This is a genomic window from Paracidovorax konjaci (assembly GCF_900112675.1).
In the GTDB taxonomy this organism is placed as follows: Bacteria; Pseudomonadota; Gammaproteobacteria; order Burkholderiales; family Burkholderiaceae_C; genus Paracidovorax; species Paracidovorax konjaci.
In genome coordinates, this window is the sequence record NZ_FOMQ01000005.1 from 225235 (window position 1) to 237932 (window position 12698).

Below are 12698 nucleotides of genomic sequence, written 5' to 3' on the forward strand. Positions count from 1 at the left end.
GACATTCATTCTCATCCAGAAGGTTGCTTTCGGATACAGTCGTCCGGCGCCGGCTCTTGCCCGGAGCCGCCTCTGCTGCGCAACCGGCACGACATGCGCTTGCGCCTTCCCGTTGCCGGGCTCCTCGCCCGCGGCCTCCTTTCGCAGCCGCCCTCCAGCGGCGACATGGTTCACATGGCACCCCAGGATCCGCCCGCCGCTCCCGTTTCTTCTTCTACAGCGCCTGCGCGCACGGGCCGCCTGTGGCTGGCGCTGCTCGGCCTGCTCCTGCTGGGGGCGCTGGCCGGCTACGTGCTGCTGCGCCCCGGGGCCGCGCCCGAGGCGGGGCCGAACCCCTGGAGCGGCCCCATCCCCGTGCGCATGGTGGAGGTGCAACGCCGCGCGCTCACCGAGCAGATCAAGGCCGTGGGCACCGCCACCCCGCTGCAGAGCGTGGTGGTGCGCAGCCGCGTGGAAGGCACGCTTGCCCGGGTGCTGTTCCAGGAAGGCCAGGAGGTGCGCGCAGGCCAATGGCTCGCGGAAATCGACCCCGCGCCGTACCGCGTGCGGCTGGCCCAGGCCGAAGGCCAGTTACAGCAGATCCAGGCGCAGTTGCGCAACGCCGAGCGCGATCAGGTCCGCTACCGCACCCTGCTGGAGCAGGACTCCATCGCGCGCCAGCAGCTCGACGCGCAGGAGGCGCTGGTGGCGCAGTTGCGCGGCAGCCTGGCCTCGGCCCGGGCCCAGGCGGACGAGGCGCGGCTGCAGCTCTCCTACACGCGCATCGAGGCCCCCGTGGGTGGGCGCCTGGGCATCCGCCGGCTCGACGCGGGCAACCTGGTGGTGGCCGGCGACACGCAGGGCCTGGTGTCGATCGCGCAGACACGGCCGATCGCCGTGCTCTTCGCGGTGCCGGAGGCCCAGTTGTCCGCCATCCGCGCCAGCCAGCGCGACGGCCGCCGCCTGGCCGTACAGGTATGGGACCGTGCCGAGAAAACGCTGCTGGCCACGGGCCGCCTCACCACGCTCGACAACCAGATCGATGCCGCCACCGGCACGCTGCGCATGAAGGCCCAGTTCGACAATGCCGACGATGCGCTCTTTCCGCAGCAGTTCGTGAACGTGCGCCTGCAGGTGCGCACGCTCGGGGACGCGCTCGTGATCCCCGCCGACGCCGTGCAGCACGGCAGCCAGGGCCCCTACGTCTACAGCGTGCGGGAAGGCAAGGCGGTCCTGCGGCGCGTGGTGCTGGGCCCCGGCGATGGCGAATACGTGTCCGTGGAAGAAGGACTGGCACCGGGCGAGGCCGTGGTGCTGGAAGGCCTAGACCGCCTGCGCGAAGGCCGCGAGGTGGTGCGCGTGGTGGACGGCGAAGCACCGCAGACCGCCCTGCAACTGCAGCAGCGCCAACGCGCTCCGGCCGCCTCCACGGCACAAGGCAGCGCGTCGCTGCCGGGACCGGGCACCCCGGCCGTGCGCGCATCGGCGGCCGCCTCGGTCCGCTGACACCCTGCCGCCCATGAACCTGTCGCGCCCCTTCATCCTGCGGCCGGTGGCCACGCTGCTGCTCATGCTGGCCCTGCTGGCATCGGGTGCCATTGCGTGGCGCATGCTGCCGGTGGCCGCGCTGCCGCAGGTGGACTATCCGGTCATCCAGGTCTTCACGTTCCAGCCGGGCGCGAGCGCCGACGTCACGGCACGTGCGATCACCGCGCCGCTGGAACGCCGGCTCGGGCAGATCGCCGGGCTCAAGCAGATGTCCTCCACCAGCGCGCACGGGGCGTCGGTGATCACGCTGCAGTTCATGCTCGACGCCCCGCTGGCCGTGGCGGAGCAGGATGTGCAATCGGCGCTCAACACCGCCGCCAACCTGCTGCCCGCCGATCTGCCGGCGCCGCCCATCTACCGCAAGGTGAACCCGGCCGATGCGCCGATCCTCACCCTGGCCATCACCTCGCCCAGCCTGCCGTTGCACGAGGTGCACGACCTGGTCGAGACGCGCGTGGCGCAACGGCTCTCGCAAGTGTCGGGCGTGGGCCTGGTCAGCCTCGCCGGGGGGCAGCGGCCCGCCGTGCGGGTGCGTGCCAATCCTTCCGCACTGGCCGCGCAGGGGCTGGGTATGGAAGACCTGCGCCGCGCCATCGCAGCCGCCAACACCAACCAGCCCAAAGGCAGCTTCGACGGCCCCTACCGCACCACGCTGCTGGACGCCAACGACCAGATCACCAGCCCCGAGGCCTACCGCCGCCTCATCGTGGCATGGCGTTCGCCGTCCGACAGCGCGGCCGCCGCACCCGCTGGCGCGACCCAGCCTGCAAGCCAGTCGCAGGCCGGCGCGCCCATCCGGCTCGGCGACGTGGCCACCGTGGAAACCGGGCCGGAAGACCGCTTCCTCGCCGCCTGGGCGGACCGCCAGCCGGCGGTGCTCGTCAACATCCAGCGCCAGCCCGGCGCGAACGTGATCGAGGTGGCGGACCGCGTGCGCGAATTGCTGCCGCGCCTCACGGCCACCCTGCCCGCCGCCGTGGACGTGGCCGTGCTCACCGACCGCACGCAGAGCATCCGCGCTTCGGTGCGCGGCGTACAGCAGGAACTGGTCTTCGCCGTGCTGCTGGTCGTGGCCGTCACCTGGCTGTTCCTGCGCAGCCCCTCGGCCACCTTCATTCCCGCCGTGGTGGTGCCGATCTCGCTGGTCGGCACCTTCGGCGCCATGGTGCTGCTGGGCTTCTCGGTCAACAACCTGAGCCTCATGGCGCTCACCATCGCGACCGGCTTCGTGGTGGACGACGCCATCGTCATGCTGGAGAACATCGCCCGCCACCGCGAGGCCGGCGAGCCGCCGCTGCGCGCGGCACTCAAGGGTGCGTCGGAGATCGGCTTCACGCTGGTGTCGCTCACCGTGTCGCTCGTGGCGGTGCTGATCCCGCTGCTGTTCATGCGCGACGTGGTGGGACGGCTGTTCCATGAATTCGCGCTCACGCTGGCCGTGGCGATCGGCCTGTCGCTGGTGGTGTCTCTCACGCTCACTCCGATGATGGCGGCGCGGCTGCTGCGCGCGCCGCATGCCGCCGCCCCCGGTGCGGGCGCCGCAGGCGGCTTCATGGTCCGCGCCCTCGCACGCTACGCCCGTGCCATCGACTGGGTGCTGGCCCACCAGCGGTTCACGCTGGCCGTGATGCTCGCCACGCTGGCGCTCACCGCGGGCCTGTATGCCGCCGTGCCGAAGGGCTTCTTCCCCGTGCAGGACAGCGGCGTGGTGCAGGTCGTGACCGAGGTGCCGCCCGGCAGTGCCTTCGCGGTGGTGGCGCAGCGCCAGCAGGCCCTGGCCGATGCCCTGCTGCAGGAAGCCGGGGTGGCCAGCCTGGCGTCGTTCATCGGGGTGGATGGCAGCAATGCCTCGCTCGCCAGCGGGCGCATGCTGCTCAACCTGCAGCCGCACGGGGAACGCGACAAGGCCGCAGCCCTGTTGGCGCGCCTGCGGGAGAGGGCTGCGCAGGTGCCTGGCATCCGTGCATGGTTCCAGCCGGTGCAGGAACTCTCCATCGAAGACCGCGTCAGCCGCACGCAATACCTCTTCACCCTCACCACGCCCGATGCCCGGCTGCTGGACACCTGGGTGCCCCGCCTCGTGGAACGCCTGCAGGCGCGCCGCGAGCTGGCCGACGTCACCAGCGATTTACAGCAGCAGGGCCGCCAGGCGCACGTGGAGGTGGACCGCGACGCGGCCGCCCGCCTGGGCCTCACCGTGGCCGACGTGGCCACGGCCCTGCAGAACGCCTATGCCCAGCGGCAGGTGGCCACGCTCTTCACGCAGGCCAGCCAGTACCGCGTGGTGCTGGAGGTCGACCCGCGGCATGCGCGCGGGCTGGACGCGCTGCAGACCACCTATGTCACCACGCCGGCGGGGCGGAGCGTGCCGCTGGCCACCATCGCGCGCGTGGTGCAGCAGCCCGCTCCGCTGCAGATCGCGCAGCAGGGCCAGTTCCCGGCCGCCACGGTGTCCTTCAACCTGGGCGCGCAGGCCTCGCTGGGCGCGGCCGTGCAGGCCATCGAGGCGGAAATCGCCGGCGCGGGCCTGCCGCCGCCGATCGAGGTGCGCTTCCAGGGCGCGGCCGAGGCGTTTCGCGCGTCGCTGTCGAACACGCTCTGGCTCATCCTCGCGGCGGTGGTCACGATGTACATCGTGCTGGGCGTGCTCTACGAGAGCGCCATCCACCCGGTCACCATCCTCTCCACGCTGCCCTCGGCCGCCGTGGGCGCGCTGCTGGCGCTGCTGGCCACCGGACGGCCGCTCGACATGGTGGCCGTGATCGGCATCGTGCTGCTCATCGGCCTCGTCAAGAAGAACGGGATCATGATGGTGGACTTCGCGCTCGATGCGCAGCGCCGCCTGGGGCTGTCGGCGCACGAAGCGATCCGCCGAGCCGCCCTGCTGCGGCTGCGGCCGATCCTGATGACCACGCTGGCCGCGCTGGTCGGCGCGCTGCCCCTCATGTTCGCGGGCGGCTCGGGCGCCGAGCTGCGCCAGCCCCTGGGCATCGTGATGGTGGGTGGGCTGATCGTGAGCCAGGTGCTCACCCTCTTCACCACGCCCGTGGTCTACCTGTTCTTCGACCGGCTCGGGCCGCGGCGCCTGCGGGAGGCGCGCCAGCCATGAACGGCCTCGTGCGGCTGTGCGTGCGGCGCCCGGTCGGCACGGTGCTGCTGGCCTGCGCCCTGGTGCTGCTGGGCCTGCTCGCCTGGCGCCTGCTGCCCGTGGCGGCGTTGCCGCAGGTGGACTACCCCGTCATCCGCGTGAGCGCCAGCCTGCCGGGCGGCAGCCCGGAGACCATGGCCGCGACGGTGGCCGCGCCGCTGGAGCGAGCGCTCGGCGCCATCGCCGGCGTGACGGCGATTTCCTCGAACAGCTTCCAGGGATCGACCGACGTGAAGCTGGAGTTCGACATCGGCCGCGACCTCGATGCCGCGGCGCGCGACGTGCAGGCCGCCATCAATGCCGTGCGCGCGCAACTGCCCCCCGGCATGAAGGGCAACCCCACCTTCCGCAAGATCCAGGCGGCGCAGCGCCCCGTGGTGGTGCTGGCGCTGTCGTCTCCCGAATTGCCTTCGGCAGCGCTCTACGACGCGGCCTCCACCATCCTGGCGCAGAAACTCGCGCAGGTCCCGGGCGTGTCCGACGTGTCCGTCGGCGGCGCGTCGCTGCCGGCCGTACGGGTGCAGCTGGACCCGGGCGCGCTCGCGCACCAGGGGCTCGCGCTGGACGATGTGCGCACGGCCATCGCGCGCAGCACCACCGTGCAGCCGCTCGGCGCCGTGGACGACGGCACCCGGCAGTGGCCGCTGTCGATGGCGTCGCCGCCCGCGCGGGCCAGCGACTTCGCGCCACTCATCGTGCGCTGGCAGGACGGTGCGGCCGTTCATCTGTCCGACGTGGCGCGCGTGACCGATTCCACGGAAAACCGCTACAGCAGCGGGTTCCACAACGAACGCGATGCCGTGATCCTGCAGGTGCGCAGGCAGCCGGGCGCGAACATCGTCGCCACCGTGGACGCGGTGCGCGCGCAATTGCCCTACCTGCGCACGCTCGTGCCGGCCAGCGCGCGGCTGGAGGTGGTGGTGGAACGATCGCAGGGCATCCGGGCCACGCTACGCGAAGCGCATTTCACGCTGCTGCTGTCGGTGGGGCTGGTGGTGGCGGTGGTGGCCGCTTTCCTCGGCCGGCTGCGCACGGCGCTCATTCCCGTGGTGGCGATTCCCGTGTCGCTCATCGGCACCTTCGCCGCCATGCACTGGGCGGGCTTCTCGCTCAACAACCTGTCGCTGATGGCGCTCATCGTGGCAGCGGGGCTGGTGGTGGACGATGCCATCGTGGTGCTGGAGAACGTGGAGCGGCACATCGAACGCGGCCTCTCGCCCCTGCGCGCGGCACTGCGCGGCACGCAGGAAGTCGGCTTCACGCTCGTGGCGATGACGCTGGCGCTGGTGGTGGTGTTCGTGGCCGTGCTGTTCATGGGCGGCATGGTGCAACGGCTCTTTCGGGAGTTCTCCCTCACCCTGGCCGCCGCCATGCTGATCTCGCTGGGCGTGTCGGTCACCGTCACGCCGGTGCTGTGCGCCTGGGGGCTGCGCGCGCAGCGGCAGGCCCCGGCGGCAGGCACTTCCGCAGGCCGGATCGCCCGGATCGGTACGCTGGCGATGGCCATGCTGGGCGATCTGCGGCGCACCTATGAGCGCAGCCTGGGATGGGCACTGGCGCATCCCGTGGTGGTGCTGGTTGCCTTCGCAGGCGTGATCGCTGTCAACGTATGGCTGTACCAGTCACTGCCCAAGATCCTCCTGCCGCGGCAGGACACCGGCATCGTGCATGCATTCATCCGCGGCGACGACGGCTTCTCGTTCCAGGTCATGCAGCCGAAGATCGAGGCCTACCGCCGGCTGATTCTCGCCGATCCGGCGGTGGCGCACGTGGCCGGCACCAGCGGTGGCAGCGGCAGCGTGGCCAACAGCTTTCTCATCGTGGGCCTCAAGCCGCTGGACGAGCGTGGCGGGGAGCCGACCCAGGCCGTCATCGACCGGCTGCGGCGGACCGCGCCTGCCGTGCCGGGCGGCGTGCTGAGCCCCAGCATCGAACAGGACATCCAGATCGGCAGCCTGTCGTTCGGCGAGGCCGATACCGCCGTCATCCTGCGGTCGGGCGAAGCCGGCCCGCTGCGGACCTGGGCCCGCAAGATCTCCCAGGCCATGGGCGAGGCCCCGGAGTTCACCGATGTGCAGGCCGTGAGCGAAGGCGGCGCCCAGCAGGTGGTGGTGGACATCGACCGCGAGGCCGCCCGGCGCCTGGGCGTGGACATGGACACCGTGGCCACCGTGCTCAACAACTCGTTCTCGCAGCGGCAGGTGGCGACCCTCTATGACCGGCTCAACCAGTACCGGGTGGTCATGGAGCTGGACCCGCGATTCACCGCCCAGCCGGAATCGCTCGCGCAGGTGCAGGTGCGCTCCTCGCGCGGAGAGCGCGTGCCGCTCACGGCCTTCGCCACCTGGCGCTACGGGTTGGCGGACGACCAGGTCTGGCACGACGGACTCTTCGCGGCCATGTACATCGGCTACAGCCTGGCCCCCGGTGTCACGCAAGAGCAGGGGAAGCAGGCGCTGGATGCCCTGCTGGCACGCGCCATGCTCCCGGCTTCGGTGCATGTCGCGCCGACCGGCGAGGATGCGGCGCGCACGCGGGCCGTGCGCTCCCAGCCCTGGCTGATCCTGGGCGTGGTGCTGGCGGTGTACCTGGTGCTGGGCATGCTGTACGAGAGCGCGCTGCACCCGCTCACCATCCTCTCGACCGTGCCGCCCGCCGGCATCGGCGCGCTCGCGGCGCTTTGGCTGACCGGCACGCCCTTCAGCCTCATGGCGCTGCTGGGCCTGTTCTTGCTCATCGGCATCGTGATGAAGAACGCCATCCTGATGATCGACTTCGCCCTGGCAGCGCAACGGCGCGACGGCCTGGCACCGCGCGACGCGATCCGGCAGGCGGCGGTGCTGCGGTTGCGCCCCATCCTCATGACCAACCTTGCCGGCCTGCTGGGCGCACTGCCGCTGGTGCTGGGCAGCGGCGAAGGCTCCGAACTCCGCCGGCCCCTGGGGTGGGCCATCGTGGGGGGCCTGGCCGCCAGCCAGTGGCTCACGCTCTACACCACGCCGGTGATCTACCAGGGACTGGAGCGGTGGCGCGAACGGTGGCTGGGCCCCCGCAATGCCCCGGTTGCCGCGCACGGGGGATGACCGGCTCTCTCGCAACCCCATCGCGAATGCGGCGGCAGCAGCCCATGAAAAAAGGCGCCCTGCAAGGGCGCCTTCGAAGCGAACGCTGAAGCGGCTGTACTATGCGCCCGGCCCTGCCGTGGCGCCGTAACCGCAGTGCGGATCAGTAGTAGCGGCGGATGTTGTCCACGGCGATGCCATTCATGGCGCGGCTCAGGTCGGCCATGATGCGGGCGTCGTACAGGGCCGCATTCCAGGTCTTTTCGTCTTCGGCTTCACGGCGGCGGGCTTCCTTCCAGGCCTGGAAACCTGCGCGCAGCGCAGCGGCGGTGCGGCGGACGGGGCCGGCCAGCAGGGCCAGGGCTGCGAAGGCGATCAGCCAGAGCACCATCCAGGCGGCAAGCGCATGGCCTTCGCCCCAGGTGTCGAGCACCTGGTTGGCCACCACCAGCACGGCGGCGACAACGGCAGCCAGCAGCAGGGAGGAGGCACCGCGGGCGCCGTCGAAGGCGTTCTTCAGCGTGGAAGCGGCCTGTTCGGCACGTGCCACGCCAGCATGTTCGGTACGGTAGTCGATGTGTACAAAGTTCGTCATGATGTAAGACCCTTTCAGTCGCTTGTGGCGAAGTTGCCGGGCGAATGCAGGTATCTTAGGGTTTACCCCATGGTTGTTCCACTTTATATTTTGAATCCCAGACATTCATCACTGTGATGGCTGAGGCATGCAACCCATCAATTTCCGCTCGCTCGACCTGAACCTGCTGCGCGTCTTCGATGAGGTCATGGCAGAACGCAACCTGACCCGTGCGGCCGAGAAGCTGGCATTGACCCAGCCGGCGGTGAGCAACGCCCTGCGGCGGCTGCGCGAGGTGCTGGGCGACGATCTCGTGGTGCGCAAGGGCCAGGGCGTGGAGCCCACGCCGCGCGCGCTGGCCCTGTGGCCTCCGGTCCGGCAGGCCCTGGCCCAGTTGCAGCAGTCGCTGGCGCCGGGCGCGTTCGATCCGGCATCCGCCAATTCCACCTTCGTGCTCGCGATGGCCGATGCCACGGGCGCCACGCTGATTCCGCCGCTGGTGGAGATCGTGGAGCGCGAGGCGCCCGGCGTCTCGCTGCGCGTGGTGCCGCTCACCACGCGGGACCCGCGTGGCCTGCTGGACGACGACTCCACCGACATGGCCGTGGGCTACTTTCCCGCCGTCATGGCCGACCTGACCGCGCGCGCGCAGACCGACAGCGTGATCGCGCACGAGAGCCTGCGGCTCTATGACGGCGAGTACGTGTGCGTGATGCGGCAGGACCACCCCCTGGCCCGGGAGCCGCTGACGCTGGACCAATACTGCGCCGCCCGCCATCTGCTGGTGAGTTTCTCGGGCAAGCCGTATGGCTTCATCGACGAAGCGCTCACCGCGCTCGGGCGCGAACGGCGCATCGTGCTCACGGTGAACCAGTTCTTCACGGCCGGCCGCGTGGTGGCGACCACCGACCTGCTCACCGTGCTTCCGCGCCATTTCGTGGGCGTGGCCAGCCTGGGCGGGGAACTGGTCTGGCGCCCTCTTCCCATGCCGCTGCCCACCGTGCATGTGGATGCGCTCTGGCACCGCCGCCGACGCCATGATGCCGCCCACCGCTGGCTGCGGGATGCCATGGCCCGATCGGCCCTGCACACGGCGGCGCAGCCGCCGGCAGCGCGGGCACGCCCGGCACCGGACAATCCGGGCACATGAAGATCCAACTGCTGTCCGACCTGCACCTGGAGGCCCACCCCGCGTTCCAGCCCAGCCCCGCCCCCGGCGCCGACCTGCTCGTCCTGGCGGGCGATATCGGCTCCTACCAGAGCGGCTCCCGCCTGGCGGACGACGATTTCGGGCTTGCGCGCTTCTCCCCGTTGCCGCAATACGCCGGCTGGCCCGTGCCGGTCCTGTTCGTCCCGGGCAACCACGAGTACGACATGGCCGATTTCGACGCGGGCCGCGAACGGCTGCGGGCCACCTGCGACCGCCTCGGCCTGCAATGGCTGGACCGCACGACGGCGGTGCGGGAGGGCGTGCGCTTCGTGGGTACCACGCTGTGGAGCGACTTCGATGCGCTCGCCTGGGACAAGAGCGGCGAAGGCACGGACACCACCCAGCTGCTGCGCCACCGCGACAAGGCGTTCCGCGCCGCCAATTTCTACCTGCGCAAGACCGGTGGCACGCGCGGCGGCGAGCCGTTCCTGGCCGAGCCGATGCGCGAAGAAGCCCTGGCCTGCCAGCGCTGGCTGCGGGAGGCATTGCACGAGCCGTTCGACGGCCCCACGGTTGCGGTCACCCACTTCGCGCCCAGCCTGCGCAGCGCCGATCCGCGCTATGGGCTGGTGCCGGGCACGGCGGGCTTCTGCAACGCGCTCGACGACCTCCTGCCCCATGCGCAGGTCTGGATGCATGGCCATCTGCACGCGCCGAGCGACTACACCGCGCAGGGCACCCGTGCGGACGGCAGCGCCTGGCAGTGCCGTGTGGTCGCCAACCCGCTGGGATATGCCGGCAAGGGCGAGCAGGAAACCTTCCGGCCGCATTTCACGGTCACCGTATGATGGTTCCGGGACGCACCCCGCAGGGGCGCGTTTCGAGCCCCCGAGCGCACGGCAGTACAAAGATGACCCAGGTCAAGACAACAGGCACAGGCGCGCTTTAGTCTTCAAACACCATCTTTGTGGAAACCATCCAACCATGAACATCCTCCTGGCCGTCGACGGCAGCGCCTACACCAAGAAAATGCTGGCCTATCTCGCCACCCACGACGAGTTGCTCGCCGGCGGCACGCACGATGTGACCGTCATCACCGTGCAGTCGCCGCTGCCGCCCCGGGCACGGGCCGCCCTGGGCAAGGACGTGGTCGAGAAGTACTACGCCGACGAGGCCGACAAGGTCACGAACCCGGTCGTCAAGTTCCTCGCGCGCCACGGCATCACGGCCAAGCGCCTCGTGAAGACCGGCCCCGTGGGCGAAACCATCGCCAAGGTGGCCGATGCCGGCCAGTACGACTTGCTGGTCATGGGCTCCCACGGCCACGGTGCGCTCGGCAAGCTCGTGATGGGGTCGGTCAGCACCCAGGTGCTGGCCAGCAGCCGCGTGCCGGTGCTGCTGGTGCGCTGAGAGCGCCCCGCCCCGCAGCCCCGGCACAGCCAGCAGCCGAGGAACAAGGCGGGCCCTCCCCGGTCAGGCGGCCGCGGAGCAGGCCATGCCAGCAGACGCCGTGGAACCGGCTTCACCCGGCCACCGGCGTCGTCCCCCTTCCCACGGTCGAGAGAAGGGGGAAGGCGCGCAGCGCCTCAGGGGGATGTCCCCTCTACCTCGCCCCCAGCCCATCGAAGCAGGTCTGAACGGCCCAGTCGATGATCTGCCCATCGGTGTAGCCGCCCTGCTCGCGCAGCATCGACAGCAGCGGATCGGCGGTGCGCGCGTAGAGCGAGTAGAGGATCACCTCGGCCGGCAGGACCCGGCTCAGTTGCCCGCCCTGCTGCGCCTGGTCGATCCATTGCGTGATGCGTTCGCTCACGCCCTGCAGGGCGCTCTGGTAGGCGGTGCATTCGCGCAAGGGGCGCTCCAGGCCCGAGTTGCGGCTCAGCAGCAGGGGCAGCTCGTCGGTGAGCTGCAGCGAGAGCAGCCAGCGCAGGAGCTGGCGCAGGCATTCGAAGGGCGGGGTGTCGGCGGGCAGGCCGTCGAGGAATTCGCTCAGGCGGTCCACGGCATGGGCCATGGCGGCAGCGCAGAGGTCTTCCTTGCCGGAGAAATGCTTGTAGAGGCTGGCCTTGGCGACGCCCACCTCGGCGGCCACTTCGTCCAGCGTCATCGCCTCGAAGCCTTTTTCGCCCAGCAGCCGGCCCGCGGCGGCCACGATGGCCTGGGCGCGGGCCTCGTGCATCTGTGCCTTGAAGGATCGGCGGGGTGGAACGGACGTGTTCATGTTCACATCTTAGGCCCTGTGTCAAGGCCCCCGGAGGGGCCGGGGACGGGCCCTGTCACGTGGCGGACGCCAGCGTGCGGGAGGCCGTGGCGGTGAGGGCCTCGGTGAGGGAGTCGAGCACCTCGGACTCCAGATTCCAGCAGTGCCAATAGAGCTGGATGGGCAGCGCATGGCCGGGCGCGAGGTCCACCAGGGTGCCGGCGGCCAGCGCGGGCCGGGCGAGCAGTTCAGGCACCACGCCCGCGCCCCATCCGGCGATCGCGGCGCGCACCTGGCCTTCCGAGCTGGGCAGGAAGAGGTGGTGCAGCGCCACGCGCTTGAGCCCGAATGCCCGCATCATGAATTCGGCCGGCATGTCGTCCTTGCGGTTGAACGACAGGAAGGGCACGTCGCGGCAGCTGTGCGGCGTGAGGCCCTGTGGCAGGTGCCGCTCCACCAGCCCCGGCGAGGCCACCGCCACGTAGCGCATGGCGCCCAGCGGCACGACCTTGCAGCCCCGCAGCGCCTGCTTGAGCGTGGTCACGCAGCCCAGCACCTGGCCCGACCGCAGCCATTCCTGCGTGAAATCCTGGTCGTCCACGATGATTTCGAGGGGCAGTCGCTGGCGGGCCAGGTCGTGCAGCGCGTCGAGCGCCCAGGTGGCGATGCTGTCGGCATTGACCGCGATGGCGATGCGCTCGTCCTCGCGGGCGCCGCCGGGCGCGCTGGGCGCGAGGTCCTGCAGGTCGCGCTCCAGGTCGGCGCGCAGCAGGCGCAACTGCTTCGTGTGCTTGAGCAGCAACTGCCCCGCGCTCGTGGGCTTGAGCGGGCGGCTGCGCACGATGAGCACCGAGCCCACCTGCGCCTCCAGGGCGCGCAGACGCTGCGAGACGGCCGACTGGGTGACGTTCAGGCGCTGGGCGGCGCGCTCGAAGCCCCCCTCTTCCACGATGGCGGCCAAGCATTCCAGGGCGGCGGGATCGAAGGTGCTCATGGCGGCAGAATCATTAGGGGAACTGATGAATTTGGAGGAAGTT

The 12698-nt window shown here is 70.6% G+C and carries 9 protein-coding genes; 6 read left to right on the forward strand and 3 right to left on the reverse strand.

The window, feature by feature from the left end:
• Positions 1–174 precede the first annotated feature (174 nt).
• From BM144_RS09545 to BM144_RS09555, 3 genes are read left to right on the forward strand one after another with little or no spacing between them, the layout of a single operon-like run.
• Positions 175–1485 (forward strand): efflux RND transporter periplasmic adaptor subunit, encoded by a 1311-nt coding sequence (locus tag BM144_RS09545; protein WP_092951536.1) that lies wholly within the window; start codon positions 175–177, stop codon positions 1483–1485.
• 13 nt (positions 1486–1498) lie between these two features.
• Positions 1499–4636 carry an efflux RND transporter permease subunit gene (locus BM144_RS09550; protein ID WP_092951538.1) on the forward strand — a complete coding sequence of 1046 codons (3138 nt, stop codon included), beginning with the start codon at positions 1499–1501 and terminating at the stop codon, positions 4634–4636.
• Positions 4633–7758: an efflux RND transporter permease subunit gene (locus BM144_RS09555; RefSeq protein WP_092951540.1), complete on the forward strand. Its 3126-nt coding sequence runs from the start codon at positions 4633–4635 to the stop codon at positions 7756–7758. The genes BM144_RS09550 and BM144_RS09555 overlap by 4 nt, the downstream gene beginning before the upstream one ends.
• 142 nt (positions 7759–7900) lie before the next feature.
• Here the strand turns inward: BM144_RS09555 and BM144_RS09560 are convergent, their stop codons facing one another.
• On the reverse strand, positions 7901–8332 hold the full coding sequence (locus tag BM144_RS09560) for a hypothetical protein (RefSeq protein ID WP_092951542.1): 432 nt from the start codon (positions 8330–8332) through the stop codon (positions 7901–7903).
• Positions 8333–8459: 127 nt separating this feature from the next.
• Between BM144_RS09560 and BM144_RS09565 the strand changes: the two genes are divergently transcribed.
• From BM144_RS09565 to BM144_RS09575, 3 genes are all read left to right on the forward strand, one after another.
• Complete coding sequence (locus BM144_RS09565) at positions 8460–9461, forward strand: LysR family transcriptional regulator (protein ID WP_092951544.1); 1002 nt, start codon at positions 8460–8462, stop codon at positions 9459–9461.
• On the forward strand, positions 9458–10309 hold the full coding sequence (locus tag BM144_RS09570) for a metallophosphoesterase (protein ID WP_092951546.1): 852 nt from the start codon (positions 9458–9460) through the stop codon (positions 10307–10309). The genes BM144_RS09565 and BM144_RS09570 overlap by 4 nt, the downstream gene beginning before the upstream one ends.
• Positions 10310–10445: 136 nt before the next feature.
• Positions 10446–10871: a universal stress protein gene (locus tag BM144_RS09575; RefSeq protein ID WP_092951548.1), complete on the forward strand. Its 426-nt coding sequence runs from the start codon at positions 10446–10448 to the stop codon at positions 10869–10871.
• Positions 10872–11064: 193 nt separating this feature from the next.
• Here the strand turns inward: BM144_RS09575 and BM144_RS09580 are convergent, their stop codons facing one another.
• A complete protein-coding gene (locus BM144_RS09580; RefSeq protein ID WP_245783604.1) occupies positions 11065–11682 on the reverse strand; it encodes a TetR/AcrR family transcriptional regulator in 618 nt (205 codons plus the stop codon).
• Between the two features lie 55 nt (positions 11683–11737).
• On the reverse strand, positions 11738–12655 hold the full coding sequence (locus BM144_RS09585; protein WP_092951552.1) for a LysR family transcriptional regulator ArgP: 918 nt from the start codon (positions 12653–12655) through the stop codon (positions 11738–11740).
• Positions 12656–12698 lie beyond the last annotated feature (43 nt).

Excerpts from the sequence above, each read along its gene's own strand:
- BM144_RS09545 (WP_092951536.1), top strand. The coding sequence starts at position 175 with ATGGCACCCCAGGATCCGCCCGCCGCTCCCGTTTCTTCTTCTACAGCG.
- BM144_RS09550 (WP_092951538.1), top strand. The coding sequence starts at position 1,499 with ATGAACCTGTCGCGCCCCTTCATCCTGCGGCCGGTGGCCACGCTGCTG.
- BM144_RS09555 (WP_092951540.1), top strand. The coding sequence starts at position 4,633 with ATGAACGGCCTCGTGCGGCTGTGCGTGCGGCGCCCGGTCGGCACGGTG.
- BM144_RS09560 (WP_092951542.1), bottom strand. The coding sequence starts at position 8,332 with ATGACGAACTTTGTACACATCGACTACCGTACCGAACATGCTGGCGTG.
- BM144_RS09565 (WP_092951544.1), top strand. The coding sequence starts at position 8,460 with ATGCAACCCATCAATTTCCGCTCGCTCGACCTGAACCTGCTGCGCGTC.
- BM144_RS09570 (WP_092951546.1), top strand. The coding sequence starts at position 9,458 with ATGAAGATCCAACTGCTGTCCGACCTGCACCTGGAGGCCCACCCCGCG.
- BM144_RS09575 (WP_092951548.1), top strand. The coding sequence starts at position 10,446 with ATGAACATCCTCCTGGCCGTCGACGGCAGCGCCTACACCAAGAAAATG.
- BM144_RS09580 (WP_245783604.1), bottom strand. The coding sequence starts at position 11,682 with ATGAACACGTCCGTTCCACCCCGCCGATCCTTCAAGGCACAGATGCAC.
- BM144_RS09585 (WP_092951552.1), bottom strand. The coding sequence starts at position 12,655 with ATGAGCACCTTCGATCCCGCCGCCCTGGAATGCTTGGCCGCCATCGTG.